At 63.6% G+C, this 24,365-nt stretch carries 18 protein-coding genes; 12 read left to right on the top strand and 6 right to left on the bottom strand.

Features of this window, described 5'->3' with window-relative positions; genetic code table 11:
• Nucleotides 1–41 precede the first annotated feature (41 nt).
• A complete protein-coding gene (locus tag ECTHA_RS0109560) occupies nucleotides 42–1,763 on the bottom strand; it encodes a proline--tRNA ligase (RefSeq protein ID WP_025282148.1) in 1,722 nt (573 codons plus the stop codon).
• Between the two features lie 374 nt (nucleotides 1,764–2,137).
• On the opposite strand from ECTHA_RS0109560, the gene ECTHA_RS0109565 reads away from it, so the two are divergent.
• Together ECTHA_RS0109565 and ECTHA_RS0109570 are read left to right on the top strand one after the other, a co-directional pair.
• On the top strand, nucleotides 2,138–3,184 hold the full coding sequence (locus ECTHA_RS0109565; protein WP_025282147.1) for an efflux RND transporter periplasmic adaptor subunit: 1,047 nt from the start codon (nucleotides 2,138–2,140) through the stop codon (nucleotides 3,182–3,184).
• Complete coding sequence (locus ECTHA_RS0109570) at nucleotides 3,181–6,453, top strand: efflux RND transporter permease subunit (RefSeq protein WP_025282146.1); 3,273 nt, start codon at nucleotides 3,181–3,183, stop codon at nucleotides 6,451–6,453. Before ECTHA_RS0109565 ends, ECTHA_RS0109570 begins: the two co-directional genes overlap by 4 nt.
• A gap of 207 nt (nucleotides 6,454–6,660) precedes the next feature.
• Here the strand turns inward: ECTHA_RS0109570 and ECTHA_RS0109575 are convergent, their stop codons facing one another.
• A complete protein-coding gene (locus ECTHA_RS0109575) occupies nucleotides 6,661–7,533 on the bottom strand; it encodes an SDR family oxidoreductase (RefSeq protein WP_025282145.1) in 873 nt (290 codons plus the stop codon).
• Nucleotides 7,534–7,645: 112 nt separating this feature from the next.
• Here ECTHA_RS0109575 and ECTHA_RS0109580 point away from each other — a divergent pair, with 112 nt between their 5' ends.
• Together ECTHA_RS0109580 and ECTHA_RS0109585 are read left to right on the top strand one after the other, a co-directional pair.
• Nucleotides 7,646–7,897 (top strand): type II toxin-antitoxin system Phd/YefM family antitoxin, encoded by a 252-nt coding sequence (locus ECTHA_RS0109580; protein WP_025282144.1) that lies wholly within the window; start codon nucleotides 7,646–7,648, stop codon nucleotides 7,895–7,897.
• Between the two features lie 6 nt (nucleotides 7,898–7,903).
• Nucleotides 7,904–8,284, top strand: a complete 381-nt coding sequence (locus tag ECTHA_RS0109585; RefSeq protein WP_025282143.1) for a type II toxin-antitoxin system VapC family toxin — start codon at nucleotides 7,904–7,906, stop codon at nucleotides 8,282–8,284.
• Nucleotides 8,285–8,287: 3 nt separating this feature from the next.
• Here the strand turns inward: ECTHA_RS0109585 and ECTHA_RS0109590 are convergent, their stop codons facing one another.
• Nucleotides 8,288–8,665 (bottom strand): DsrE family protein, encoded by a 378-nt coding sequence (locus ECTHA_RS0109590; RefSeq protein ID WP_025282142.1) that lies wholly within the window; start codon nucleotides 8,663–8,665, stop codon nucleotides 8,288–8,290.
• Between the two features lie 123 nt (nucleotides 8,666–8,788).
• Between ECTHA_RS0109590 and ECTHA_RS0109595 the strand changes: the two genes are divergently transcribed.
• From ECTHA_RS0109595 to ECTHA_RS0109625, 6 genes are all read left to right on the top strand, one after another.
• Entirely contained in the window at nucleotides 8,789–9,082 is a 294-nt protein-coding gene (locus tag ECTHA_RS0109595) for an FmdB family zinc ribbon protein (RefSeq protein WP_025282141.1), read from the top strand.
• Nucleotides 9,083–9,109: 27 nt separating this feature from the next.
• Entirely contained in the window at nucleotides 9,110–9,742 is a 633-nt protein-coding gene (locus ECTHA_RS0109600; RefSeq protein WP_035369555.1) for a DUF502 domain-containing protein, read from the top strand.
• A 109-nt stretch (nucleotides 9,743–9,851) separates the two neighbouring features.
• Nucleotides 9,852–11,639 carry an aspartate--tRNA ligase gene (gene aspS / locus ECTHA_RS0109605; RefSeq protein WP_025282139.1) on the top strand — a complete coding sequence of 596 codons (1,788 nt, stop codon included), beginning with the start codon at nucleotides 9,852–9,854 and terminating at the stop codon, nucleotides 11,637–11,639.
• 279 nt (nucleotides 11,640–11,918) lie between these two features.
• Nucleotides 11,919–14,819 (top strand): molybdopterin oxidoreductase family protein, encoded by a 2,901-nt coding sequence (locus tag ECTHA_RS0109610; protein WP_025282138.1) that lies wholly within the window; start codon nucleotides 11,919–11,921, stop codon nucleotides 14,817–14,819.
• 171 nt (nucleotides 14,820–14,990) lie between these two features.
• Entirely contained in the window at nucleotides 14,991–15,686 is a 696-nt protein-coding gene (locus tag ECTHA_RS0109615) for a 4Fe-4S dicluster domain-containing protein (protein WP_025280409.1), read from the top strand.
• Between the two features lie 187 nt (nucleotides 15,687–15,873).
• Nucleotides 15,874–16,812 (top strand): dimethyl sulfoxide reductase anchor subunit family protein, encoded by a 939-nt coding sequence (locus ECTHA_RS0109625; protein ID WP_025280412.1) that lies wholly within the window; start codon nucleotides 15,874–15,876, stop codon nucleotides 16,810–16,812.
• Nucleotides 16,813–17,015: 203 nt separating this feature from the next.
• Here the strand turns inward: ECTHA_RS0109625 and rhlB are convergent, their stop codons facing one another.
• Complete coding sequence (gene rhlB, locus ECTHA_RS0109630; protein ID WP_025280413.1) at nucleotides 17,016–18,443, bottom strand: ATP-dependent RNA helicase RhlB; 1,428 nt, start codon at nucleotides 18,441–18,443, stop codon at nucleotides 17,016–17,018.
• A gap of 139 nt (nucleotides 18,444–18,582) precedes the next feature.
• On the opposite strand from rhlB, the gene trxA reads away from it, so the two are divergent.
• Together trxA and rho are read left to right on the top strand one after the other, a co-directional pair.
• A complete protein-coding gene (gene trxA / locus ECTHA_RS0109635; RefSeq protein ID WP_025280414.1) occupies nucleotides 18,583–18,909 on the top strand; it encodes a thioredoxin TrxA in 327 nt (108 codons plus the stop codon).
• A gap of 221 nt (nucleotides 18,910–19,130) precedes the next feature.
• Nucleotides 19,131–20,390 carry a transcription termination factor Rho gene (gene rho, locus ECTHA_RS0109640; protein WP_025280415.1) on the top strand — a complete coding sequence of 420 codons (1,260 nt, stop codon included), beginning with the start codon at nucleotides 19,131–19,133 and terminating at the stop codon, nucleotides 20,388–20,390.
• A gap of 67 nt (nucleotides 20,391–20,457) precedes the next feature.
• On the opposite strand, the gene ECTHA_RS0109645 is transcribed toward rho, so the two are convergent.
• Together ECTHA_RS0109645 and purD are read right to left on the bottom strand one after the other, a co-directional pair.
• Nucleotides 20,458–22,932 carry a glycogen/starch/alpha-glucan phosphorylase gene (locus tag ECTHA_RS0109645; protein ID WP_174411993.1) on the bottom strand — a complete coding sequence of 825 codons (2,475 nt, stop codon included), beginning with the start codon at nucleotides 22,930–22,932 and terminating at the stop codon, nucleotides 20,458–20,460.
• A gap of 76 nt (nucleotides 22,933–23,008) precedes the next feature.
• A complete protein-coding gene (gene purD, locus ECTHA_RS0109650; protein ID WP_025280417.1) occupies nucleotides 23,009–24,295 on the bottom strand; it encodes a phosphoribosylamine--glycine ligase in 1,287 nt (428 codons plus the stop codon).
• Nucleotides 24,296–24,365 lie beyond the last annotated feature (70 nt).

A 24,365-nucleotide genomic window follows, 5' to 3' on the forward strand; every position in this document is an offset into this window, starting at 1 on the left:
GTCGGGTGGCCCGGGGGTGTCCTGTCAGGTGGGCATCGGCCTCACGCGGCCTGCATGCGCTCCTTGAGGAACGCCACCAGTCCGTCCAGCGCCACCATGGTGGCTTCTTCATCCCGTCGCCCCTTGTATTCCGCTTCGCCGGCATCCAGTCCCTTCTCGCCCAGCACCACCCGGTGCGGGATGCCGATCAGTTCCATGTCGGCGAACATGACCCCCGGTCGTGCGCCCCGGTCGTCGTACAGCACCTGGAATCCTGCCTCGGTGAGTTCCCGATAGAGTCCTTCCACGGCGTCGCGCAGGCGCTGGGACTTGTGGGCGTTGATGGGGCACAGGGCCACCTGGAAGGGGGCCAGCGCCTCGGGCCAGATGATGCCCCGCTCGTCGTGGTTCTGTTCGATGGCTGACGCCACCACCCGGGAGACGCCGATGCCGTAGCAGCCCATGGTGATCATCTGGCTGTGGCCCTGTTCGTCGAGCACCGTGGCATCCAGGGCCCGGCTGTATTTCTCCCCTAGCTGGAAGATATGGCCCACTTCGATGCCGCGGCGGATCACCACTTTGCCCTGGCCGTCGGGGCTGGCGTCGCCTTCCTGCACGTTGCGCAGATCGGCCACCTCGGGCAGGGGGGTGTCCCGGTCCCAGTTGATGCCGAACAGGTGCTTGCCGTCCTGGTTGGCGCCGGCGGCGAAGTCGCTCATCATGGCCACGGAGCGGTCGACGATGCAGGGAATGGGCAGGTTGACCGGCCCCAGGGAGCCGGGTCCGGCGCCGATGGCAGCGCGGATTTCCACTTCGCTGGCCATGCGCAGGGGGCTGGCGACCTGGGGCAGTTTTTCTGCCTTGAGGGCGTTGAGTTCGTGGTCTCCGCGCACCAGCAGGGCCACCAGTTGGGTGGCATTCTCCTGGGAGGCTGCCACCACCAGGGTCTTGATGGTCTTTTCCACCGGCAGGTCGAAGCCGTCCACCAGGTCCTGGATGGTGCGGACGTTGGGGGTGTCCGCGATGCGCATTTCCTGGCTGGGGGCGGGGCGTTCGTGACCAATGGCGGTTGCTTCGGCCAGTTCCACGTTGGCGGCGTAGTCGCTGCCGTTGGAGAAGGCGATGGCGTCTTCACCGGAATCGGCCAGTACATGGAATTCATGGGAGTGATGGCCGCCGATGGAGCCGGTATCGGCTTGCACGGCCCGAAAGTCCAGGCCGCAGCGCTGGAAGATGCGGGTGTATGCCTCGTACATGGCCTGGTAGGTCTCTTGCAGGCTCTCGGGGTTGGTGTGGAAGGAGTAGGCGTCCTTCATGAGGAATTCCCGGGCGCGCATGATGCCGAAGCGGGGGCGGATCTCATCCCGGAACTTGGTCTGGATCTGGTAGAAGTTGACGGGCAGTTGCCGGTAGCTGTTGATCTCCCTGCGCACCAGGTCGGTGATGACTTCTTCGTGGGTGGGGCCGAAGCAGAAGTCGCGGTCGTGGCGGTCCTTGAGTCTCAACAGTTCCGGTCCATACTGTTCCCAGCGGCCGGATTCCTGCCACAGTTCGGCCGGTTGCACGGCGGGCATCAGCACTTCCAGCGCCCCGGCGCGATCCATTTCCTCGCGTACGATGGCCTCCACCCGCCGCAATACTCTCAGCCCCAGGGGCATCCAGGTGTACAGCCCCGAGGCGAGGCGGCGGATGTAGCCGGCCCGCAGCATCAACTGGTGGCTGATCACCTCGGCATCGGCCGGGGTTTCCTTGAGGGTGGCCAGGGGGAATTGGGATACACGCATATGGGGGTTCCGGAGATCGTGTTTGTTGGGGGCTTGGGTGGGGATTTTACATTTTTCTGCTTGTGCCTGGGGTTGGGTTCGGTGGGACCCTCCGGGGCAGGGGATCCCTCCAGCGGGACGCCGTGAATACGTCCATGTAGGCTCTGCAGCCGCTTCCTGCGGCTGAAGCCCGCTTACGGGATCCCCTGCCCCGGAGGATCTGGACACCTGGGCGGCTTCGCCCGAATGAGCCCCTCTCCCGCTGGCGGGAGAGGGGTTGGGGTGAGGGTGGGGCGGGGCAAGGGGATTTGAAATGGATCAATTTGTGCTAGATTAGCATAATCTAATATTCAGTCGGCGCCCCTTGGGGTGCCCAACCAGGGAGCGCTCCCCACATGATTCACCCCGGACTTCGCTGGCTGCTGGTCGGCACCGCCTTCTGCCTGCTGGCCTCACCCGTGGCGGCTCAGACGCTAGAGACCACCCAGATCCGCATGCACACGCTGCCCCTGGAGCAGGTGCTCGACGGGCGCATCGAAGCGGTGCAGCAAGCCACCGTGTCGGCTCAGACCAGCGGGCGGGTGGTGGAGGTCTTCTTCGACGTGGACGACTTCGTGGACGAGGGGGACCTGATCCTGCGGCTGCGGGATACGGAGCAGCGGTCGCGCCTGGAGCAGGCCGAGGCGAGTCTTCGGGAGGCGCGGGCGCGTTTCAACGAGGCGCGCAGTGAACATGAGCGCATCGAGGGCATTTTCGAGCGGCAATTGATCTCCCGTTCCGAGATGGATCGGGCCACGGCGGCGCTGCAGTCGGCCCGGGCCCGGCTGGAGTCGGCCGAGGCCGCGGTGGAAGGCGCACGGGAGGAACTGGAGCACACCCGGGTGACGGCACCCTATGCGGGCATCCTCACCGAGCGTCATGTGGAGACGGGGGAGAGTGTCAGCCCCGGGCAGCCGTTGGTGTCGGGGATCTCCCTGGAGCATTTGCGGGTGGTTACCCAGGTGCCTCAGCGGCATATTCAGGCGGTGCGGGAACATCAGCAGGCGCGGGTGTTGATCAATGATTCCATGCCGGTGGAGGCCGAGGGTCTGACGCTGTTCCCCTATGCCGACCACGGCAGTGCCAGCTTTCGTGTGCGGGTGCAGCTGCCCGATGGTACGCCGGGTCTTTTCCCGGGCATGTTCGTGAAGGTGGTTTTCACTGTGGGCGAGCAGGAGCGTCTGCTGGTGCCGGCCGGGGCCGTGATGCAGCGGGGGGAGGTCTCGGCCGTTTATGTGATGGATGAGGAGGGTCGCATCCGCCTGCGTCAGGTGCGCACCGGGCGCCCAGCCGAGGGTGGTCATGTGCAGGTGCTGGCGGGCCTTGAGGTCGGTGAGCAGGTGGCCCTGGATCCGGTGCGTGCCGGCATCGCCCTCAAGGCGCAGCGGGAGGCGGCCCGATGAGTGATGCGGACAAGGACGGCGCCATGGGCATCTCCGGGCGCATCGCCAGGACCTTTCTCACCTCTCAGATCACGCCGTTACTGGCCATTGCGGGCCTGTTGCTGGGGCTGTTCGCCGTGCTGGTCACGCCTCGGGAGGAAGAGCCTCAGATTGATGTGACCTTTGCCAATGTGTTCATTCCCTTCCCCGGGGCCTCGGTGGAGGACGTGGAGCAACTGGTGAGCATCCCGGCGCAACAGGTGCTGTCGGAGATCGAGGGGCTGGAACACGTGTATTCCACCTCGCAGCCCGGCATGTCGGTGCTCACGGTTCAATATGAGGTGGGTGAGCCGCGTACCGAGGCCATCGTGCGCCTTTACAACCAGATCTTCTCCAATCAGGACTGGCTGCCCCAGGGGCTGGGGGTGGGGCAGCCCATCATCAAGCCCAAGGGGATCGACGATGTGCCCATCGTCGCCTTTACCCTGTGGACCGAGGATCGCCAGCGTAGCGCCCATGACCTGCAGCGGGTGGCTCATACGGTGGAGACGGAGCTCAAGCGGGTGGCCGGCACCCGGGACATCTACACCATTGGCGGTCCGGATCATGTGGTCCAGGTGCGACTGGACCCGCAGCGGGTCGCGGGTTTCGGCTTAAGCCTGGATGATCTGCGCCACGCCCTGCAGGCCAGCAATGTGTCCCGGGATGCCGGCGCCCTGGTACGCGACAACCAGGAGATACCGGTCAAGGCCGGGGCTTTCCTGTCATCCGAGGACGAGGTGGCCTCCCTGGTGGTGGGTGTGCACGACGGCGCCCCGGTGTACCTCTCGGATGTGGCGCAGGTGCGCCAGGGACCGGCCACTCCCCATAATTACGTCAGCTTTGGCTGGGGGGCGGGCTCCGAGCGGGGGGCGCTGCCCGGGCACAGCGAGCCGGCGGTGACCATCGCCATTGCCAAGCAGCCGGGCACCAATGCCGTGGATATCGCCGACCAGCTCATGATCCGCATGGAGCAGTTGCGCGGCACCCATATCCCCGACGATGTGCAAGTGACCGTGACCCGTAATTACGGGGAAACGGGGGACGACAAGGCCAGCACCCTGATCCAGAAGCTGATTTTCGCCACGCTGTCCGTGGTGCTGCTGGTGTGGCTGGCTCTGGGCTGGCGCGAGGCCTTTATCGTCGGCACCGCCGTGGTGATCACCCTGGCGGTCACTTTGTTCGCCTCATGGGCCTATGGCTTCACCCTGAACCGGGTTTCCCTGTTTGCCCTGATCTTTTCCATCGGCATCCTGGTGGATGATGCCATCGTGGTGGTGGAGAACATCCACCGGCACATGCAGATGGGCAAGAAGAAGCTGCTGGAGGCCATTCCGTTGGCGGTGGATGAAGTGGGCGCCCCCACCATCCTGGCCACCTTTGCGGTGATTGCCGCGCTGCTGCCCATGGCCTTCGTGACGGGTTTGATGGGGCCTTACATGAGCCCCATCCCCATCAACGCCAGCATGGGGATGCTCATCTCCCTGGCGGTGGCCTATGTGGTGACGCCCTGGATGACCTACAAACTGCTGCGTCGCCATGCGGAGGCCAAGTCGCCTGCCGAAGGTGGGCACGGCCAGGGTGGCAGTGAGGAGGCCGGCATGCGGATGATGCGCCTGTCCGAAGGGACCCTGGGGCCCTTCCTGCGTGGCGGTGGTGCCCGCTACAAGCGCTGGGGCCTCTACGGCGGCGTGGTGTTGCTGATTCTGGCTTCGGTGTCGCTGGTCTACGTGCAGGCCGTGGTCCTGAAGATGCTGCCCTTTGACGACAAGTCGGAGTTCCAGGTGGTGCTGGAAATGCCTGAGGGCACGAGCCTTGAGCGCACCGCGCGTGTGCTTCACGAGATGGGTGATTATCTGGCCACCGTGCCCGAGGTGCATGATTATCAGGTTTATGCCGGTACGGCCTCGCCCATCAACTTCAATGGGCTGGTGCGTCAGTACTACCTGCGCGAGGGTGCCCACCTGGGGGATTTGCAGGTGAACCTGGTGCACCAGAAGGAGCGCAGCCGCAAGAGCCACGACATCGCCCTGGATGTGCGCGAGCCGCTCAAGGCCATTGCCGATCGTCATGGGGCCACCATCCAGTTGGTGGAAGTCCCCCCGGGGCCGCCCGTACGCGCGCCCATCGTGGCGGAAATCTATGGGCCGGACTACGAAGGCCAGATGGCCCTGGCCGGCCAGCTCAGGGAGATGTTCGAGAACACCTCCGGGGTGGTGGATGTGTCCGACTCGGTGGAGTACCCCGGACCCCGTCTGATCCTGGAAGTGGACCGGGAAAAGGCTGCCTTGATGGGTGTGTCGCAGACGACCATTGCCCAGGCAGTGGACACGGTCCTGGCCGGCGAGGATGTGAGCTTTCTCTTCGGTGCCAACGTGAAATATGCCGTGCCCATTCGCCTGGAGTTCGATGCCGCCGACAAGGGGGATCTGGAGACGGTGCTCGGGGTGCGGGTGCGTGCCATGGATGGAGGCCTGGTGCCCCTGTCGGAGCTGGTGAACGTGGTGGAGAGCACCCGCGAGCGCTCCATTCATCACAAGGACATGCTGCCGGTGGTGTATGTTACCGCCGATATGGCCGGGCGTCTGGATAGCCCGCTGTATGGCATGTTCGACCTGGTGTTCCAGTTGCGTGACAAGCCCTTGGTCCATGATGAGGCCCTGGAGCAGTTCTTCATCCAGCAGCCGGACGATCCCTACCAGTACAGCATCAAGTGGGATGGAGAATGGCAGGTCACCTACGAGACCTTCCGCGACATGGGGCTGGCCTATTCCGTGGGCCTGTTGCTCATCTATCTCCTGGTGGTGGCGCAGTTCCGCTCCTACGTGGTGCCGCTGATCATCATGGCCCCCATCCCGCTGACGGTCATCGGCGTCATGCCGGGCCACGCCCTGCTGGATGGTCTGGTCATGGACGCCAAGTTCACGGCCACATCCATGATCGGCATGATCGCCCTGGCGGGGATCATCGTGCGCAACTCCATCCTGCTGGTGGATTTCATCAACCATGAGGTGAGTCGCGGCCTGGCCCTGGAGGATGCGGTCATCCGTGCCGGCGCCGTGCGTGCCAAGCCCATCGTGCTCACGGGGCTCGCCGCCATGATCGGTGCCGGCTTCATCCTGGACGACCCGATCTTCAACGGCCTGGCCATCTCGCTGATCTTCGGCATCCTGGTGTCCACGCTGCTCACCCTGCTGGTGATCCCGGTGCTGTATTACAGCTACCTGAAGGGGAGGGTCCAGCATCAATGACCCTTGTGGCATCATCAACTCCCCGTTCGCGGCCGAGGGCCGCTCCCACGGGGGCTGCGGGCCGCTGCGGCTGTCGGGGCCCCGTCTATCCTTCGGGTCACCCTGCTCCCAGGGGACTGCGGGGTGCTGGGTGCCCTCTCATGGCTTCGTGAGATCCCTGTGCCCTCTGTGGGAGCGGCCCTCGGCCGCGAATGGGGAGCCGCCCGGCTACCGATTTTCCCCCCGGGACACCCCCCTCAACACCCGGTCCAGCCCCCGCGTGGGCAACACACGCCGCAGCATGCCAAACAGATACGTGGGCACCGTCACGTAATACCGGGCCCGCGGCCTGGGGCTCTCCAGCGCGTGGATCAGCTTCTTCACCACCGCCTCCGGCGGCAGGGTGAAGGGCGCCGCCGGCCCCGCCTTGGTCAGGCGCCGCTCTGCCGCCGCATACTGTTCCCGAAAGACACTGTTCTCCCGGTCGACATGGGCCGCCAGGGCCGCGTGGGCATTGGCCCGGAAGCGGCTGCTGATGGGCCCGGGCTCGATCAGGCTCACCTGCACGCCGCTGCCATGCAGTTCCATGCGCAGGGTGTCGGTGAGCCCCTCCAGGGCGAACTTGGAGCAGTTGTAGGCGCCACGAAAGGGCAGGGCGATCAGGCCCAGCACCGAGCTGTTCTGCACGATGCGTCCCTCACCTTGCCGGCGCATCACCGGAATGACCTGATTGGTCAGCTCCAGCCAGCCCAGCAGATTGGTCTCCAGCTGCCGGCGCAGCACATCCCGGGTGAGGTCCTCCACCGCCCCGGGCTGGCCGTAGGCGCCATTATTGAACAGGCCGTACAGCCGCCCATCGGTGGCCTGAAGCAGCTGCTCCAGGGCGGCCCGGATGGAGGCGCTGTCATCCAGATCCAGCTGCACGGCCTCCAGCCCTTCCTCCTGCAGCCGCGCCACATCCGCCTCCCGCCGCGCCGTGGCAAACACCCGATATCCCCGGCGAGCCAGCGCATGGGCCGCACAATGACCGATCCCGGAGGAACAGCCGGTGATGAGGATGGGACGATCTTTGGGGGATGGGGGTGTCGAGTGGGTGTTCATGATGCAGGGGGCTCGCGATAGGTTGGGGCCGTGGGTGGATGCTCTTCAGTCACTGGTTGATTGCAATCGATACGGTTACACTTTGAGATGTAACTTTTCCCGGGAGGGCGTCATGGAAGCCACGACCAAGGATCTGCGCTTGCACACACGAGAACTTCTGGCGGCGGTGGGCCGTGGTGAGCAAGTGGCCATCACCTACCGCGGCAAGCCCTGTGCTCGCCTCGTGGCCTGGCAGGAGGGCACCCAGGAGGTCCGCCGCGGGCGAAATCCGGCCTTCGGTCTTTGGCGAGGCCAACAGGATATCCCGGTGGACGAACAGGTTCGTGCCCTGCGCAGGGGGCGTGATTTCTCCGACCTGGGATGAATGGCCGTGCTGATCGATACGGATGTCCTGATCTGGAATCTACGCGGTAACGAACAGGCTGCTTCTCTGCTGGATGGTTCCCCGGGCTTCAGAGTGTCCGCGGTCACGTACATGGAATTGCTTCAGGGCCTGCGAAACAAGGACGAAATGCGTGTCTTGCGTCAGGCCATGCACTACTGGGGGGCTCAGTTGATCCCCATCGACACCGAGATTTGCGGTCGTGCCACCTATCTGGTGGAAGAGTATGCACTCAGTCACTCCATGCAGATGGCCGACGCGCTGATCGCCTCCACGGCCCTGCAGCTGGGTGAGGTGCTGGTGACAGCCAATGACCGACACTACCGTCACATTGATGGTCTGGCCCTGGAAGTGTTCCGGCCCGATTAGCACTCAATAGGTCAGCGTCACCACCCCATCTTCCACCACCTCGCCGATGAAGGCCCCGCCGCCGCGCTTGCCGTCCAGTTCCGGTATGGCATTGGCATCATCCAGCCCGTGTTCCCCCATGGCGCCGGCGCAGGCGTAGAACTTCACGCCGGCCTCGTGGGCATCCTGCATGAAGTCGTACACGGACTTCTCACGGGCTTCTCCCGGGAAGATGTTCTGTGCCACGCCCTGTTTGAGCAGCTGCGTGGTTTCGGCGGCGAAGTAGATCTCCACCTCCAGGTCCATGGCTGCAGCCACGGTGGCCTGAAAGAAGGGTGCGCCCAGGGTGCCCGGCGCATCCAGGCGGGTGTTGAGCAGCATGATCACGATCTTCTCGGCCATTCCCGTCTCCTCTCGGGGCTTGCAAAATGCCCCATCGGCCCCATAACCCGAAAGGCGCCCGATTGCGCCTCCAAGACAGTATAATTCGCGCACGATCAGACCGCCTCGCACGGAGACCCGACGATGCCCATCTACGAATACGAATGCAATGCCTGTGGCCACCGCATGGAGGCCATGCAGAAGATTGCCGATGCCCCATTGGTGGACTGCCCCGCCTGCCACACGGCCGAACTGCGCAAACTGGTGTCGGCCAGCGCCTTTCGCCTAGGTGGTAGCGGCTGGTACGAGACCGATTTCAAGAAGGACAACAAGCGCAATCTCAAGGAGGGTGACAAGGCCGCTCCCTGCGCCACCGACAGCAGTGCCAAATCCCCGGCCTGCAGCGCCTGTCCCGCTGCCGCCAACTCCGGGGGGTGATCCTTGTCGGACAAACACAGCGGACCCATGCAGAGCCTGCGACGCTACCTGATCGCAGGCCTGCTGGTCTGGGTGCCCCTGGTGGCCACCGCGGCCATCATCAAGTTCATCCTGGACGTGATGGATCGCACCCTGCTGCTGCTGCCGCCGGGGTTGCGACCGGAGGCCCTGCTGGGTTTCACCATCCCGGGCTTCGGGGTGGTGATCGCTGTGGTCATCGTCTTCACCACCGGCCTGGTGGTGGCCAACCTGCTGGGTCGCAAGCTGGTGGAGATCTGGGAGGCCATCCTGGCCCGTATCCCCCTGGTGAGCACCATCTACTCCGCCGTGAAGCAGGTGATGGAGACCCTGTTGGGGGCGGGCGGGGAATCCTTCCGGCGGGTGCTGCTGGTGGAGTATCCCAGGAAGGGGATCTGGACCCTGGGCTTTCAGACCGGGGCCGGCATGGGCGAGGTGCAGGCGCGCACCGAAAAGGATGTGATCAGCGTCTTCATTCCCACCACACCCAACCCCACTTCTGGCTTCATCATCCTTGTGCCTCGGGACGAGGTGGTGGTGCTCGACATGTCGGTGGAGGACGGCCTCAAGTTCGTCATGTCCCTGGGCGTGGTGGTGCCCCGCTACCCCCCGGTCAAGAAGGGCGAGACGGGGGCGAAGTGAGGCCGCGGCGCCAGGCGCCTTCCCCTGGACTTGCCACCCCAATTGGCAAGACCGTACCATTACCGGTTTTCCACAGCCTCAATCATTCAGGACACTCCAGGAATCCCCCATGCGCTCCCATTACTGCGGTATCGTCGATGAGTCCCTGCTCGACCAGGAAGTGACACTGTGCGGCTGGGTCAATCGCCGCCGGGACCATGGGGGCGTGATCTTTGTCGATCTGCGTGACCGTGAGGGGTTGGTGCAGGTGGTCTTCGACCCGGACCGGGCCGATGTCTTCGCCACCGCCGAGCGCATTCGCAGCGAATACGTGCTGAAGGTGACCGGCCGGGTGCGTCGTCGTCCGGAAGGTACGGTGAACACCGATCTGCGCACCGGCGCCATCGAAGTGCTGGGCACCGGGCTGACCGTGCTCAACACCTCCGAGACCCCACCCTTCCAGCTGGATGAGGACGACGTGGGCGAGGAGACCCGCCTGCGCTACCGTTATGTGGATCTGCGCCGCCCCACCATGCAGAGGCGTCTGCAGATGCGTGCCCAGATCACCGGCGTATTGCGCCGGTTCCTGGAAGGGCATGACTTCCTCGATATCGAGACCCCGATGCTCACCAAGGCCACGCCCGAAGGGGCGCGGGATTACCTGGTGCCCAGCCGCACCCATCCCGGCAGTTTCTTCGCGCTGCCCCAGTCGCCGCAGCTGTTCAAGCAGTTGCTGATGATGTCGGGGCTGGACCGCTACTACCAGATCGTGCGCTGCTTCCGGGACGAAGACCTGCGCGCCGACCGTCAGCCCGAGTTCACCCAGCTGGATATCGAGACCTCCTTCATGGATGAGGAAGGCATCATGACCCTCATGGAGGAAATGATGCGCGAACTCTTCGCCCAGGTGCTGGAAGTGCCCCTGCACACCCCCTTCCAGCGCATGACCTATGCCGAGGCCATGCGCCGCTTTGGCTCCGACAAGCCGGACCTGCGCATCCCCCTGGAACTGACGGAGCTCACTGACGTGATGGCGCCGGTGGAGTTCAAGGTGTTCTCCGGCCCCGCCAAGGATCCCCATGGCCGCGTGGCGGCCCTGCGTCTGCCCAAGGGTGGTGATCTCACCCGTAAGGAAATCGACGACTACACCCAGTTCGTGGGGCGTTATGGTGCCAAGGGCCTGGCCTATATCAAGGTCAACGACGTCAATGCGGGGCGAGAGGGACTGCAATCTCCCATCCTCAAGTTCCTGCCGGACGAGGTGGTGGTGGAGATCCTCAACCGCACCGAGGCCGAGGATGGCGACCTGATCTTCTTTGGTGCCGACAAGGCCCGTGTGGTGAACGAGGCCCTGGGTGCCCTGCGGGTCAAGCTGGGTCATGATCGCCATCTGGTGGCGCGCGGCTGGCGCCCCCTGTGGGTGGTGGACTTCCCCATGTTCGAGATGGACGACAAGGACAACCGCTGGGTGGCCCTGCACCATCCCTTCACCGCGCCCCGGGTGGATAACCCCGACGAGCTGGCCGGCGATCCCGGTCACCTGGTCTCCCGGGCATACGACCTGGTGCTCAACGGCACGGAAGTGGGCGGCGGTTCGGTGCGTATCCACAACATGGCCATGCAGCAGAAGGTGTTCGAACTGCTGGGCATCGGCGAGACCGAGGCCCGGGAGAAGTTCGGCTTCCTGCTGGATGCCCTGAAGTACGGCTGCCCGCCGCACGGCGGTATCGCCTTCGGCCTGGATCGCCTGGTCATGCTCATGACCGGCGCCCAGTCCATCCGCGACGTCATGGCCTTCCCCAAGACCCAGACCGCCGCCTGCCCCCTCACCCAGGCCCCCGCCGAGGTCAGCGAGGCCCAGTTGCGGGAACTGAACATCCGCCTGCGGCAAACGGCAGCGGACAAGAAGGAGGGCTGACCGGCCCGCTCGACCCGAAGACCCCTTCCCCGATGCCGGGAAAAGGGGCCAGACCCCGTTTCCCCAAAGAGCTCCTCTCCCGCTGGCGGGAGAGGGGTTGGGGTGAGGGTGGCGGGGACTGACTGCCCCCCTTTTCCGCCTCACTTATACCCAAATCAAAAACTTCCCTTTGAGTTGGTGCCCCGCAACCGGCACACTTTCACACCTGGATTCTGCTAAAAACTACCCTGAGCGAATCATCACCACACCCTACATAACCATAACGACAGGTGACGGGGCATGAAGGCACTGCCGAAGTTCGAAGACCATTCCCGACAGGACACCCGGTACACCACTTGCTACATGTGCGCCTGTCGCTGCGGCATCAAGGTCACCGTCGAAGACAACAAGGTCCGCTACATCCAGGGCAACCGCAACCATCCGGTGAACAAGGGCGTGCTCTGTGCCAAGGGCAACGCCGGCATCATGAAGCAGCAGTCCCCGGCGAGGTTGCAGCAACCCCTGATGCGCAAGCCCGGTACCGAACGGGGGGAGGGGGAGTTTGAACCCATCTCCTGGCACGATGCCCTGAATCTGCTCACCGATCGCCTGGCGAAGATCCGCTCCACCGATCCCAAGAAGCTGGCCTTCTTCACCGGTCGCGACCAGATGCAGGCGCTGACCGGCCTGTGGGCCACCCAGTTCGGTACCATCAACTGGGCTGCCCATGGCGGGTTCTGCTCCGTGAACATGGCCTCGGCGGGGCTTTACACCATGGGGCATGCCTTCTGGGAATTCGGCGACCCGGACTGGGAACGCACCAAATATTTCATGCTCTGGGGCGTTGCGGAGGACCATGCCTCCAATCCCATCAAGATGGGCATCGAGCAGATCAAGCGCCGCGGCGCCAAGTTCGTCTCCGTGAACCCGGTGCGCACCGGCTATCAGGCCGTGGCCGACGAGTGGGTCGCCATCCGTCCGGGCACCGATGGGTTGCTGGCTCTGGCCATGATCCACGTGCTGCTGCGCAACGACTGCATCGACCAGGCCTTCCTGGTGCGCTACACCAACGCCCCCTGGCTGGTGGTGGACACCCCGGGGCAAAAGGGGCACGGCCTCATCCTGCGGGACAAGAAGGGCAAGCCCCTGTGCTGGGATCAGGATACGAACGCCGTCACCGACGCCTCCCAGGTGGAAATCCAGCCGGCCCTGTTCGGTGAATACACCGCACCCGACGGTCGCCCGGTGAAGACGGTCATGACCCTGCTGGCCGAACGCTATCTCAATGCCCAGTATGCGCCGGAGAACGTGGCCGATCGTTGCGGCGTGCCCGCCGAACAGATCGAGCGTCTGGCCCTGGAGATGGCCCATGTGGCCTTCAAGGAGACCATCGAGATCGAATGCCAGTGGACCGATGCCTACGGCCGCACCCATGATCGCTTCGTGGGTCGCCCCGTCTCCATGCACGCCATGCGGGGCATCTCCGCCCACTCCAACGGTTTTCAGACCTGTCGCGCCATCCACCTGCTGCAGATCCTCATGGGCACCATCGACGTGCCCGGTGGGCATCTGTCCAAGCCGCCGTATCCCAAGCACATCCCGCCGGGCATCAAGCCGGCCCGGGAGATGGCCCCCAACACTCCCCTCAAGAGCCCACCGCTGGGTTTCCCCACCGGCCCCGAGGACCTGGTGATCGACAAGCAGGGCAACCCCCTGCGCATCGACAAGGCCTATTCCTGGGACGCACCCATGGCCAACCACGGCCTGATGCACATGGTGATCACCAATGCGGTGAAGGGAGACCCTTACCCCATCGACACCCTGATCCTGTTCATGGCCAACATGAGCTGGAATTCCACCATGAACACCAGCCAGGTGATGGACATGCTGCGGGAGAAGGGTGAGGACGGGGAGTACAAGATTCCCTTCCTGGTGGTGTCCGACGCCTTTCACTCGGAGACGGTCAACTTCGCCGATCTGGTGCTGCCGGATTGCACCTATCTGGAGCGGCACGACACCATCTCCATGCTGGACCGCCCCATCTCCGAACCCCATGCCGCGGCGGATTCCATCCGCCAGCCCATCCTGGAGAAGGACCGGGACGTGCGCCCCTGGCAGGAAGTGCTGGTGGATCTGGCCGGGCGGCTCAAATTCCCGGCGTTCACCGGTGAGGATGGCAAGCCCCGATACACCTCCTATCAGGACTTCATCGTCAACTTCCAGAAAGAGCCGGGCATCGGTTTCCTGGCGGGTTGGCGTGGCGAAAACGGGGATCAGGACCTGCGCGGCGATCCCAATCCGCAGCAATGGGAGGCGTACGCCAAGAACCAGTGCTTCTTCGTGCATCACCTGGAAGACAGTCAGAAATACTACCGCTACTGCAACCAGGATTACCTGACCCTGGCCCGGCATGCGGGCTGGGTGGGGTCCACCGATCCCATCGTGCTGGAGTTGTATTCCGAGACTCAGCAGCGCTTCAAGCTGGCAGGGCAGGGGCTGTACGACGGGCCATGCCCCACCCGCGAGGAACACAAGGACCGACTCACCCGCTACTTTGATCCATTGCCCATCTGGCATCCCCCGCTGGAGCATGATCGCGTCGATGCCGATGCGTATCCCTTCCATGCCATCACCCAGCGGCCCATGTTCATGTACCACTCCTGGGATTCACAAAACGCCTGGCTGCGGCAGATCTGCGCCGGTAATCGCCTTTACATGAACCGGGGGCGGGCCCACTCCATGGGCATCGAGGACGATGCCTGGGTATGGGTGGAGTCTCATCATGGTCGCATCCGTGCCCAGGTGAAACTGATCGAGGCGGTGGAACCGGACACGGTCTGGACCTGGAACGCCATCGGCAAGCAGGCGGGCGCCTGGGGGTTGTCGGCGGATGCGGATGAATCCCGCAAGGGCTTTCTGCTCAACCACCTGATCTCGGAATTACTCCCCCAGAAGGGAGACGGGCTGGACAATGTCACCAATTCCGACCCTGTCACCGGTCAGGCGGCCTGGTATGACCTGCGTGTGAAGATTACCCCCGCCAAACCAGGCGAGGTGGGTTCCTGGCCCCAGTTCGATCAGGTGAAACCCCTGCCCGGGATGGCGGTATCTCCCAGCGCCTTGCGCTATCAGACGCACCGCGCCGTGAACCTGAAGCGCAGCCTCTGGGATGTGCTCATGCGGGGCAAGCACCGGCGGTAAACCGGGCCCTCACCCCAACCCCTCTCCCGCGAGCGGGAGAGGGGCTCTAAACTTTCTTCTCCCCCAAGGGGTGAGAACTAACGCCCCCTTCTCCCCTCGGGGGAGAAGGGACGGGGATGAGGGGAGCGGAGGGCACATGCCTTCGAGGCAGACGACTTGAGGAGTGAATCAATGCGATTGGGTCTGGTAATCGACCTGGACACCTGCGTGGGCTGCCATGCCTGCGCCGTGGCCTGTAAACAGTGGAACACCTCCGGCACCACCGGACCACTGACCGATATCGCCGCCTATGGCGCTGAGCCCAGTGGCGTCTGGTTCAATCGCATCCGCCACTACGAGGTGGGCGATTACCCCAACAACAAGACCGTCAACATGCCCATGTCCTGCATGCACTGCGAGGATGCGGACTGCGTGACCGTATGCCCCACGGGCGCCTCCTACAAGCGCAAGGAGGATGGCATCGTTCTGGTGGATCAGGACAAATGCATGGGCTGCAACCTGTGCGCCTGGGCCTGCCCCTATGGTGCTCGGGAGCTGGATCCCGTGGATGGGGTGATGAAAAAATGCACCCTGTGCATCGACCGTATCTACGACGAGACCCTGGAGCCTGAGGATCGTCAGCCCGCCTGCGTGATCACCTGTCCGGCCCATGCCCGTTTCTTCGGTGACCTGGATGATCCCGATTCCCAGGTGAGCCGCCTGACGCGGGAACGGGCCGGGCAGACGCTCATGCCCGAGTTGGGTTACAAGCCCACCAACACCTATCTGCCGCCACGCGTCACCCGGCCGGTGCCCACGGACGATGTGCGGCGCAAGAGCCTGATCAGCAGCGTGAAGGAATGGGTGAATCAGGCCATTGTTCGTTGATGTGGACCTCGGCCCTCACCCCGACCCCTCTCCCACCAGCGGGAGAGGGGCTCAAGGGCTTCCCTGCAGGCGCGGAGACCCAGACTCCCTTCTCCCCTCCGGGGAGAAGGGCCGGGGATGAGGGGGCGGCCGGCACGCTGCCCTTCGACCCGGGAGCAGACCAGAGCAACCAACAGGATGACACTCCATGCACCCAGCCCTTTCCGTGATCTTCTTCACCGTGCTCTCCGGGGCCGGCTATGGCCTGTTCATGCTGGTGGCCGTGCTGCACCTGACCGGCAGCTACCCCGACGCCTCCAGCGGTGAGCTGCAAACGCAACTGGCCGTGGCCCTGGTGCTGATCACCATCGGGCTCTTGTCATCCAGTCTGCATCTGCACAACCCCCGCAATGCCTGGCGGGCGTTCATGCGGGTGCGCACTTCCTGGCTCTCCCGGGAGGCGGTGCTGGCCGTGGCCTTTTATCCCTTTGCCCTGTGGTATGCCTGGGAGGTTCGCGCCACCGGTGGTGATGTGGGGCAGGCGGGCATGATCATGGGCGTGATCGCCGTGCTGCTGGCAGGGCTGACCGTCTTCTCCACCGGCATGATCTACGCAAGCCTCAAGACCATCCGCCAATGGCACACGGCTCTCACCCCGGCCAATTACCTGCTGCTGGGCCTGGCCCTGGGGGGCTTGGCCCTGGTGGCCATCCATGGCTGGTTCGTCGGCGACGATCCCTTGCTGGGCGGCATTGCCATCGCTCTGCTGGTGCTGGCGGCGATCATGAAGGGCATCTACTTCCTGTGGATCCGCGAGGTGACCGGCCCCACCATCAATACTGCCACCGGCTTCACCCGCGCCCCGGTGCGCATCCTGGATCCGGGCCACACCGCCGGCACCTTCCTGACCCGTGAATTCGGTTTCGACCCGGGCCGGCAGGTGATCCAGCGCGCCCGCTTGGGCGTGTTCGCCCTGGGGTTCGCCCTGCCCATCCTGTTGCTGGCCTGGGTGCTGTCCGGCGCCCCGGCACACTGGCTCACCCTGGCCCTGATCTCCGCCCTGGCCGGCATCGGCCTGGAACGCTGGCTGTTCTTCGCCGAGGCCCGACACGCGGTCATGCTCTACCATGGGCGGCAGCATACCTGACGCTCATGCATCACGGTTGTGAGTCACCCCGATGATGAAAGTGAAAAGCCCCTCTCCCCTGTGGGGAGAGGGGTTGGGGTGAGGGGCGAGCACCGGCACAGTGCCTGCCCCACCCCCTCATCCCCAGCCATTCTCCCCCAAGGGGGAGAATGGCTGGAGTGTTTCTCGGTAAGGTGAGACGCCCCCTTCAGGCCGCCGTGGTGTCAGGAAGGTGTTGCCGGCCCCTCCTGGCGGGGTTTGCGCCGACGGCGACGGCGGGGCGGCTTGCCATTGCCTTCCCCGGACGGTTCACCCTGGGGTTTGGCTGCCTGTGATCCGGCCGTGGACTCCTGGTCTGAACGCTGCCGGGCGCGGGGCTGTTTGCCCGGGCCGCTGGAGGAACCGGAGCGGCCACCGGAACGCCCCCGTGGCGGACCGGATGAAGGCTTTCGCTGGCGCCTTTTAGGGGGTTCCAGGTCCGTGGCCAGGATGGCGTGGTCGGTCATCTCCGAGTCGATCTTGAAGCCGATGTATTCCTCGATCTCCGGCAGATGAAAGGCGAAGTCCTCGCAGGCAAAGCTGATGGCGTCGCCCTCGGCGCCGGCGCGTCCCGTGCGACCGATGCGGTGCACATAGTCCTCCCCGGACTGGGGCAAATCAAAATTGAACACATGGGAGACATCCGGGATGTGCAGGCCACGGGCCGCCACATCGGTGGCTACCAGGACCTGATACTCGCTTTGCTCAAACTTCGCCAGCAGGCTCTGACGCTTGCGCTGTGGCACATCTCCGGAGAGCAGGGCCACACGGATGCCGTTGCCCTCGAGCCATGCGGTGACCTTCTCGGCGCCATGCTTGGTGTTCACGAACACCATGGATCGCTCCGGCCCGAGCTTGCGCATCAGGCCCAGCAGCAGCGGAATCTTCTGGTCGTTGGCCGGGTAGTAGATGGCCTGACGGACCCGCTCGGCGGTCACCTGTTCGTCCTGGGTTTGCACCTTGGCCGGGTTGTTCATGTGTTCGTAGGCCAGTTCCATCACGCGCCAGGACAGGGTGGCGGAAAACAGCATGGACTGCCGTTCGGTGGGCGGGGGCATGCGCCTGAGCAGGAAACGCACGTCCTTGATGAAGCCCAGGTCGAACATGCGATCGGCCTCGTCCAGCACCAGTGTCTGGGCCTGACGCAGGTCGAAGACCTTCTGCTTGAAATAATCAATGATGCGCCCCGGGGTGCCGATCAGGATGTCCACCCCATCCGAGAGTTGCTTGCGCTGCTTCTCGTAATCGGTGCCGCCGTAGGCCAGTCCGAGGGTGAGGCCGGTATGGCTGCCGAGCACCATGGCATCCTTGTGGATCTGGATGGCCAATTCGCGGGTGGGCGCCAGGATCAGTGCCCGCACCTGGTTGGGCCGGCGCTGCTCCGGGGCCGGGTGTCGAAGCAGGTGGGTGAACACGGTGATCAGGAAGGCCGCCGTCTTGCCGGTGCCCGTCTGGGCCTGTCCGGCCACGTCCTTGCCCTCCAGTGCCGGGGGCAGGGCCAGGCCTTGAATGGGGGTGCAGTGGGTGAAGCCGGCGTCCGTCAGACCCTGGCGAACCGGGTCCGGGAGGTCGAAACTTGCGAAGTGCGTATCAGAAACATGTTGATCCGTCATGGAGTTGGGGCCTTTCCTCGCGGTATCATGTATGGACTTGAAATGGTGTGCCGAATCGGCTCCAATGATCCAATGCGTGGTGCTGCATGGCCAATTCGCCTGTTGCCTTCGCAGACATTCTAACCGGAGGTCAATCGCAGTGAGTGAAAACATCACCTATGTCACGGATGGAAGTTTCGAGGAGGATGTCCTCAAGTCTGATCAGCCGGTGCTGGTGGACTATTGGGCGGAGTGGTGCGGTCCCTGCAAGATGATTGCCCCCATCCTCGACGAGATCGCCGCTGAATACGACGGCAAGCTCAAGGTGGCCAAGCTCAACATCGACGAAAACCCGGCCACCCCACCCAAGTTTGGTATCCGCGGTATCCCTACCCTGATGTTGTTCAAGGGAGGTAATGTGGAGGCCACCAAGGTCGGTGCCCTGTCCAAGTCGCAGCTGACGGCCTTCATCGATCAGAACATCTAAGGCCCGCTTCGGGGCGTCCAATCACGACGGGCTGGACGCCCCGAAGATTTAATGGTAACGTCACAAAAAAATAATGATTACTCAGCCTGCCGTCCTGGCAGTCGCGCCTCTCGACCCCAAAGCCGACCTCAAGATCAAGCGCCTTAGGCACACCTTTGCTGGCTCTGCCCTGTCCGCGCGATTAAAACCACCGATAGCCCACTCCCCCCCGCGAAGCCTTTATGAACCTCACCGAACTCAAGCGTAAGTCGGCCTCCGAGCTTGTGGAAGTCGCCCAGTCCATGGACCTCGAAGGCATGGCGAGGTCTCGAAAGCAGGACATCATCTTCTCGATCCTGAAAGCCCATGCCAAGGGCGGAGAAGATATCTTCGGTGACGGGGTGCTGGAGATCCTGCAGGACGGATTCGGGTTCCTGCGCAGTGCCGACAGCTCCTACCTGGCCGGGCCGGACGATATCTATGTCTCCCCCAGCCAGATTCGACGCTTCAGCCTGCGCACCGGTGATACCATCTCCGGCAAGATCCGGCCCCCCAAGGAAGGTGAGCGCTACTTTGCGCTGCTCAAGGTGGATCAGATCAATTTCGAGGCCCCCGAGGCGGCCAAGAACAAGGTGCTGTTCGAAAACCTCACGCCCCTGCATGCCTCGCACCGCATGCGCATGGAACGAGGCAACGGCTCCACGGAAGACATCACCGCCCGCATCATCGATATCGTCGCCCCCTTCGGCAAGGGCCAGCGTGGCCTGATCGTCTCGCCCCCCAAGGCGGGCAAGACCATCATGCTGCAGAATATCGCCCAGAGCATCACCGCCAACTATCCCGAGTGCTACCTGATCGTGCTGCTCATTGATGAGCGCCCCGAGGAAGTGACCGAGATGTCGCGCATGGTGCAGGGCGAGGTGGTGTCCTCCACCTTCGACGAACCCGCCAGCCGACATGTGCAGGTGGCGGAGATGGTCATCGAAAAGGCCAAGCGTCTGGTGGAGCATCGCCGCGACGTGGTCATCCTGCTGGACTCCATCACCCGTCTGGCCCGGGCCTACAACACCGTGGTGCCCTCGTCAGGCAAGGTGCTCACCGGCGGCGTGGATGCCAATGCCCTGCATCGTCCCAAGCGCTTCTTCGGGGCGGCGCGCAACATCGAGGAGGGCGGCAGTCTCACCATCCTGGCCACGGCCCTGGTGGAGACCGGCTCCAAGATGGACGAGGTCATCTACGAGGAGTTCAAGGGCACGGGCAACATGGAAGTGCATCTGGATCGCCGCATCAGCGAAAAGCGCATCTACCCCGCCATCAACATCAACCGTTCCGGCACCCGCCGCGAGGAATTGCTCACCGATCCGGAAGAGCTGCAAAAGCTCTGGATCCTGCGCAAATTCCTTCACCCCATGGACGAACTCGAGTCCATGGAATTCCTCCTGGCCCGCCTGCAGTCCACCAAGACCAACAACGAATTCTTCGACATGATGAAGCGCAGCTGATCGGCTGGGACTCCAATGCCTGAACTCAGGCAACCGGGGGCCTGATGGCCCCCTGTCACAGGCCTGATCAGTTCCAACCCTCCGGAACGATGCCCCACACCTTCTCCGCATACTCCGCCACCGTACGATCGATGGAGAAGTAGCCCATGCGGGCCGTGTTGAGCATGGCACGCCGTGTCCAGGCGTCCTGATCCCGGTAGAGCTCGTCCACCCGCTCCTGCTCGCGGATGTAGGACTCATAGTCCGCCAGCACCATGAAGGTATCCACCTCCAGAAGATTCTGTACCAGATCCCGGTAGCGCCCCGGCTCGGAAGGTGAGAAGAAACCGTCACGGATCATGTCCAGGGCCTGGCGCAGTTCCTCGTTGGAATCATAATAATCCCGTGGCCGGTAACCCTCGGCCCTGAGGTGATCCACCTCGTCCGCATTCAGGCCGAAAATGAAGATGTTCTCCTCGCCCACCGCCTGACGGATCTCGATATTGGCGCCGTCCAGGGTACCGATGGTCATGGCCCCATTGAGCGCCAGCTTCATGTTGCCGGTGCCCGAGGCCTCGGTGCCGGCCGTGGAAATTTGCTCGGAAAGGTCCGCCGCCGGGATGATCACCGAGGCGCTGCTCACATCATAATTGGGGATGAAGGCCACCTGCTGCTTGCCGGCCACCATCGGGTCGTGGTTGACCACATCCGCCACATCGTTGATCAGATGGATGATCTGCTTGGCACGCACATAAGAAGGGGCTGCCTTGCCGGCGAAGATGCTCACCCGCGGGGCCTGCTCGCCGGCGCGACCGTCCCGAATACGGTTGTAGTAGCTGATGATATGCAACACGTTGAGCAACTGTCGCTTGTATTCGTGGATGCGTTTGATCTGTACATCGAACATGGCATCCGGGCTGACCGTGAGCCCCATTTCCTCCTTGATCATGTCCGCCAGACGTTCCTTGTTGCGGCGCTTCACCTGCTGAAAACGCTCACGGAACCCGGGGTTGTCGATCAGGGGCTCCAGCTTGTTCAGTTGCTGGAGGTCCATCAACCAGTCTTCGCCGATATGCTCATTGATCAGATCCCGCAGCCCCGGGTTGGCCTGGTTCAGCCACAGCCGCGGCGTGATGCCATTGGTGATGCTCACGAAACGCTCTGGCCACAGGCGGTGGAAATCCCGGAAAAGATTCTTCTTGAGCAGCTGGGTGTGCAGGGCCGCCACGCCGTTCACCATGTGGCTGCCCACCACGGCAAGATGGGCCATGCGCACCTGCCGGCCGTTGCTTTCGTCAATGATGGACAGGCGCTGAACGATGGCGTTGTCGCCGGGGAAGTTGTGCCGCACCTCGTTGAGGAAGTGGAAATTGATCTCGTAGATGATCTGCATGTGCCGCGGCAGCACCCGTTCCATGAGGTGCACCGGCCAGGTCTCCAGGGCCTCGGGCATCAGGGTGTGATTGGTGTATGAGAACACACCACAGGTGATGTTCCAGGCCTTCTGCCAGGGCAGGTGGTGCTGATCCACCAGCAGGCGCATGAGTTCGGCAATGGCGATGGCCGGGTGGGTGTCGTTGAGCTGGATGGCCACCTTGTTGGGCAATTCTCCCAGGGAATATCCCAACTCCAGATGCCGGGCCAGGATGTCCTGGATGGATGCAGAGACGAAGAAATATTCCTGTTTCAGGCGTAATTCCCGACCGACGGCAGTGGCATCGTTGGGATAGAGCACCATGGAAATGGTTTCCGACTCGATCTTCTCCTGCACCGCGCGGATGTAGTCGCCCTCGTTGAAATAATCCAGGTCGAAGTCCCGGGTGGCCTTGGCAGCCCATAGGCGCAGGTTGTTCACGTTCTTGTTGCCGAAACCGGGAGTGGGGTGGTCGTAGGCCATGGCAATGACCTCCTCACCATCTTCCCAGTGATGCCGGGTGACGCCCCGCTCACGGTGCTCCACCACGTAGCCGTAAAAATGCACCGGGTAGATCTTCTCCGGGCGGGGAAACTCCCAGGGGTTGCCATAGCGCAGCCAGTTATCCGGGTGCTCCACCTGTTCACCGTCTTCCAGGTGTTGATGGAACATGCCGAACTCATAGCGAATACCGTAGCCATAGCCGGGCAGGCACTGGGTGGCCAGCGAGTCCAGGATGCAGGCCGCCAGGCGCCCCAGGCCGCCATTGCCCAGCGCGGCATCCGACTCCAGGCCCACGATTTCATGCAGGTCCACGCCCATCTCCTTGAGGGCGTCCTTGCAGTTTTCGTAAAACCCCAGGTTCATCAGGCTGTTCACCAGCATGCGGCCAATGAGGTATTCCATGGAGAGGTAATACACCCGCTTGACCTGTTCCTGGTTGAACAGTCGCTTGGTGTACATGCGGCGTTCGATGATGCGCTCTCGCGCAGCGTACGAGACGGCCTGCAGCCAGTCACGCCGGGTGGCGTTCAATGGGTCCTTGCCGACGATGTGGATCAGCCCGTCGCGGATGGACTCCTTGAGCGCGTCCTTGTCGCAGGACAGCGGCGTGGGGTCGTAGTCGTGCACCATATCCAGTTTTTTCATAGGCCTGTATCCGTGCTGGGTGGTAGGTCTTGGTTGTCTATCAGTCTCCGGACTTGCACGGCGACTTGCAATAACCTTATTCCGCCTCCCGCGCCACCGCGCGATGACCGATGTCGGTGCGGTAATACACACCCCACCAGCAGAGTTTCCTTGCCAGGGCATAGGCGCTGGCCTGGGCATCGCTGACCCGCTCTCCCAGGCCCACCGCACACAGGACCCGGCCGCCCTGGGTGACCACCTTGCCATCCTGCTCGGCCGTGCCTGCATGAAAGATCTTGGCATCCATGCCCGTATCCGCGTCCAGCCCCAGGACCTCATCTCCCTTGCGGTAAGTACCGGGATATCCCCCGGCGGCCAGCACCACCCCCAGGGCAGCGCGGGGGTCCCACTCAGCTTGTATCTGATCCAGGCGTTGTGCCAGGGCCGCTTCCACCAGGTCCACCAGGTCGGAGCGCAGGCGCATGAGGATGGGCTGGGTTTCCGGATCGCCAAAGCGGCAGTTGAACTCCAGTACCTTGGGGATGCCCTGGGCGTCGATCATCACGCCGGCATAGAGAAAGCCGGTGTAGGGGTGGCCTTCAGCGGCCATGCCCCGCACCGTGGGCAGGATCACTTGCTCCATGATGCGATCGTGGATCTCAGGAGTGACCACCGGGGCGGGGGAGTAGGCCCCCATGCCGCCGGTGTTGGGGCCCTTGTCGCCGTTGTCGCGGGCCTTGTGATCCTGTGAGCTGGCCATGGGAAGCACGTGCTCGCCATCCACCATGCAGATGAAGCTGGCCTCCTCGCCCTGCAGGAATTCCTCGATCACCACCCGGCTGCCCGCCTCGCCGAAGGCATTCCCCGCCAGCATGTCGCGCACCGCGGCCTCGGCCTCTTCCAGGGTCTGGGCCAGGATCACGCCCTTGCCGGCGGCCAGGCCATCGGCCTTGACCACGATGGGGGCGCCCTGCTGTTTCAGGTAGGCCAGGGCCTCGTCCAGGTCCGTGAAGCTGCCATAGGCGGCGGTGGGGATGTGATGCCGGGCCAGGAAGTCCTTGGAGAAGGCCTTGGAGCCCTCCAGCTGGGCCGAGGCCCGGGTGGGCCCGAAGATGGGCAGGCCCTCGGCCTGGAAGGCATCCACGATCCCGGCCACCAGGGGCGCCTCGGGGCCGACGATGGTCAGCTGGATCTTCTGCTTTTGGGCGAAGGCGAGCAGGGCATCGATGTCGGTGGCATCGATGGGGGTGTTCTCGCACTTGGCCTCACGCGCCGTCCCCGCGTTGCCCGGGGCCACAAAGACCCGCTTCACCCGCGGCGACTGGGCCGCCTTCCAGGCCAGGGCGTGTTCACGGCCGCCATTACCGATGATCAGGACGTTCAATGTCGGCACCTCTGATGTTGCCAAAAGTCAGAGGGAAAAGGGGTCTTGTCCCCCTTCCCACAAAATAAGC

This window comes from Ectothiorhodospira haloalkaliphila ATCC 51935 (genome assembly GCF_000633935.1).
Lineage (GTDB): Bacteria > Pseudomonadota > Gammaproteobacteria > Ectothiorhodospirales > Ectothiorhodospiraceae > Ectothiorhodospira > Ectothiorhodospira haloalkaliphila.

What these genes read in the sequence shown, in the direction of transcription:
- ECTHA_RS0109615 (WP_025280409.1), top strand. Translation starts at nt 14,991, where the DNA reads ATGCGATTGGGTCTGGTAATCGACCTGGACACCTGCGTGGGCTGCCAT.
- rho (WP_025280415.1), top strand. Translation starts at nt 19,131, where the DNA reads ATGAACCTCACCGAACTCAAGCGTAAGTCGGCCTCCGAGCTTGTGGAA.
- ECTHA_RS0109600 (WP_035369555.1), top strand. Translation starts at nt 9,110, where the DNA reads ATGCAGAGCCTGCGACGCTACCTGATCGCAGGCCTGCTGGTCTGGGTG.
- ECTHA_RS0109590 (WP_025282142.1), bottom strand. Translation starts at nt 8,665, where the DNA reads ATGGCCGAGAAGATCGTGATCATGCTGCTCAACACCCGCCTGGATGCG.
- ECTHA_RS0109570 (WP_025282146.1), top strand. Translation starts at nt 3,181, where the DNA reads ATGAGTGATGCGGACAAGGACGGCGCCATGGGCATCTCCGGGCGCATC.
- ECTHA_RS0109580 (WP_025282144.1), top strand. Translation starts at nt 7,646, where the DNA reads ATGGAAGCCACGACCAAGGATCTGCGCTTGCACACACGAGAACTTCTG.
- ECTHA_RS0109565 (WP_025282147.1), top strand. Translation starts at nt 2,138, where the DNA reads ATGATTCACCCCGGACTTCGCTGGCTGCTGGTCGGCACCGCCTTCTGC.
- ECTHA_RS0109595 (WP_025282141.1), top strand. Translation starts at nt 8,789, where the DNA reads ATGCCCATCTACGAATACGAATGCAATGCCTGTGGCCACCGCATGGAG.
- ECTHA_RS0109610 (WP_025282138.1), top strand. Translation starts at nt 11,919, where the DNA reads ATGAAGGCACTGCCGAAGTTCGAAGACCATTCCCGACAGGACACCCGG.
- rhlB (WP_025280413.1), bottom strand. Translation starts at nt 18,443, where the DNA reads ATGACGGATCAACATGTTTCTGATACGCACTTCGCAAGTTTCGACCTC.
- ECTHA_RS0109575 (WP_025282145.1), bottom strand. Translation starts at nt 7,533, where the DNA reads ATGAACACCCACTCGACACCCCCATCCCCCAAAGATCGTCCCATCCTC.
- ECTHA_RS0109560 (WP_025282148.1), bottom strand. Translation starts at nt 1,763, where the DNA reads ATGCGTGTATCCCAATTCCCCCTGGCCACCCTCAAGGAAACCCCGGCC.
- ECTHA_RS0109625 (WP_025280412.1), top strand. Translation starts at nt 15,874, where the DNA reads ATGCACCCAGCCCTTTCCGTGATCTTCTTCACCGTGCTCTCCGGGGCC.
- aspS (WP_025282139.1), top strand. Translation starts at nt 9,852, where the DNA reads ATGCGCTCCCATTACTGCGGTATCGTCGATGAGTCCCTGCTCGACCAG.
- ECTHA_RS0109645 (WP_174411993.1), bottom strand. Translation starts at nt 22,932, where the DNA reads ATGAAAAAACTGGATATGGTGCACGACTACGACCCCACGCCGCTGTCC.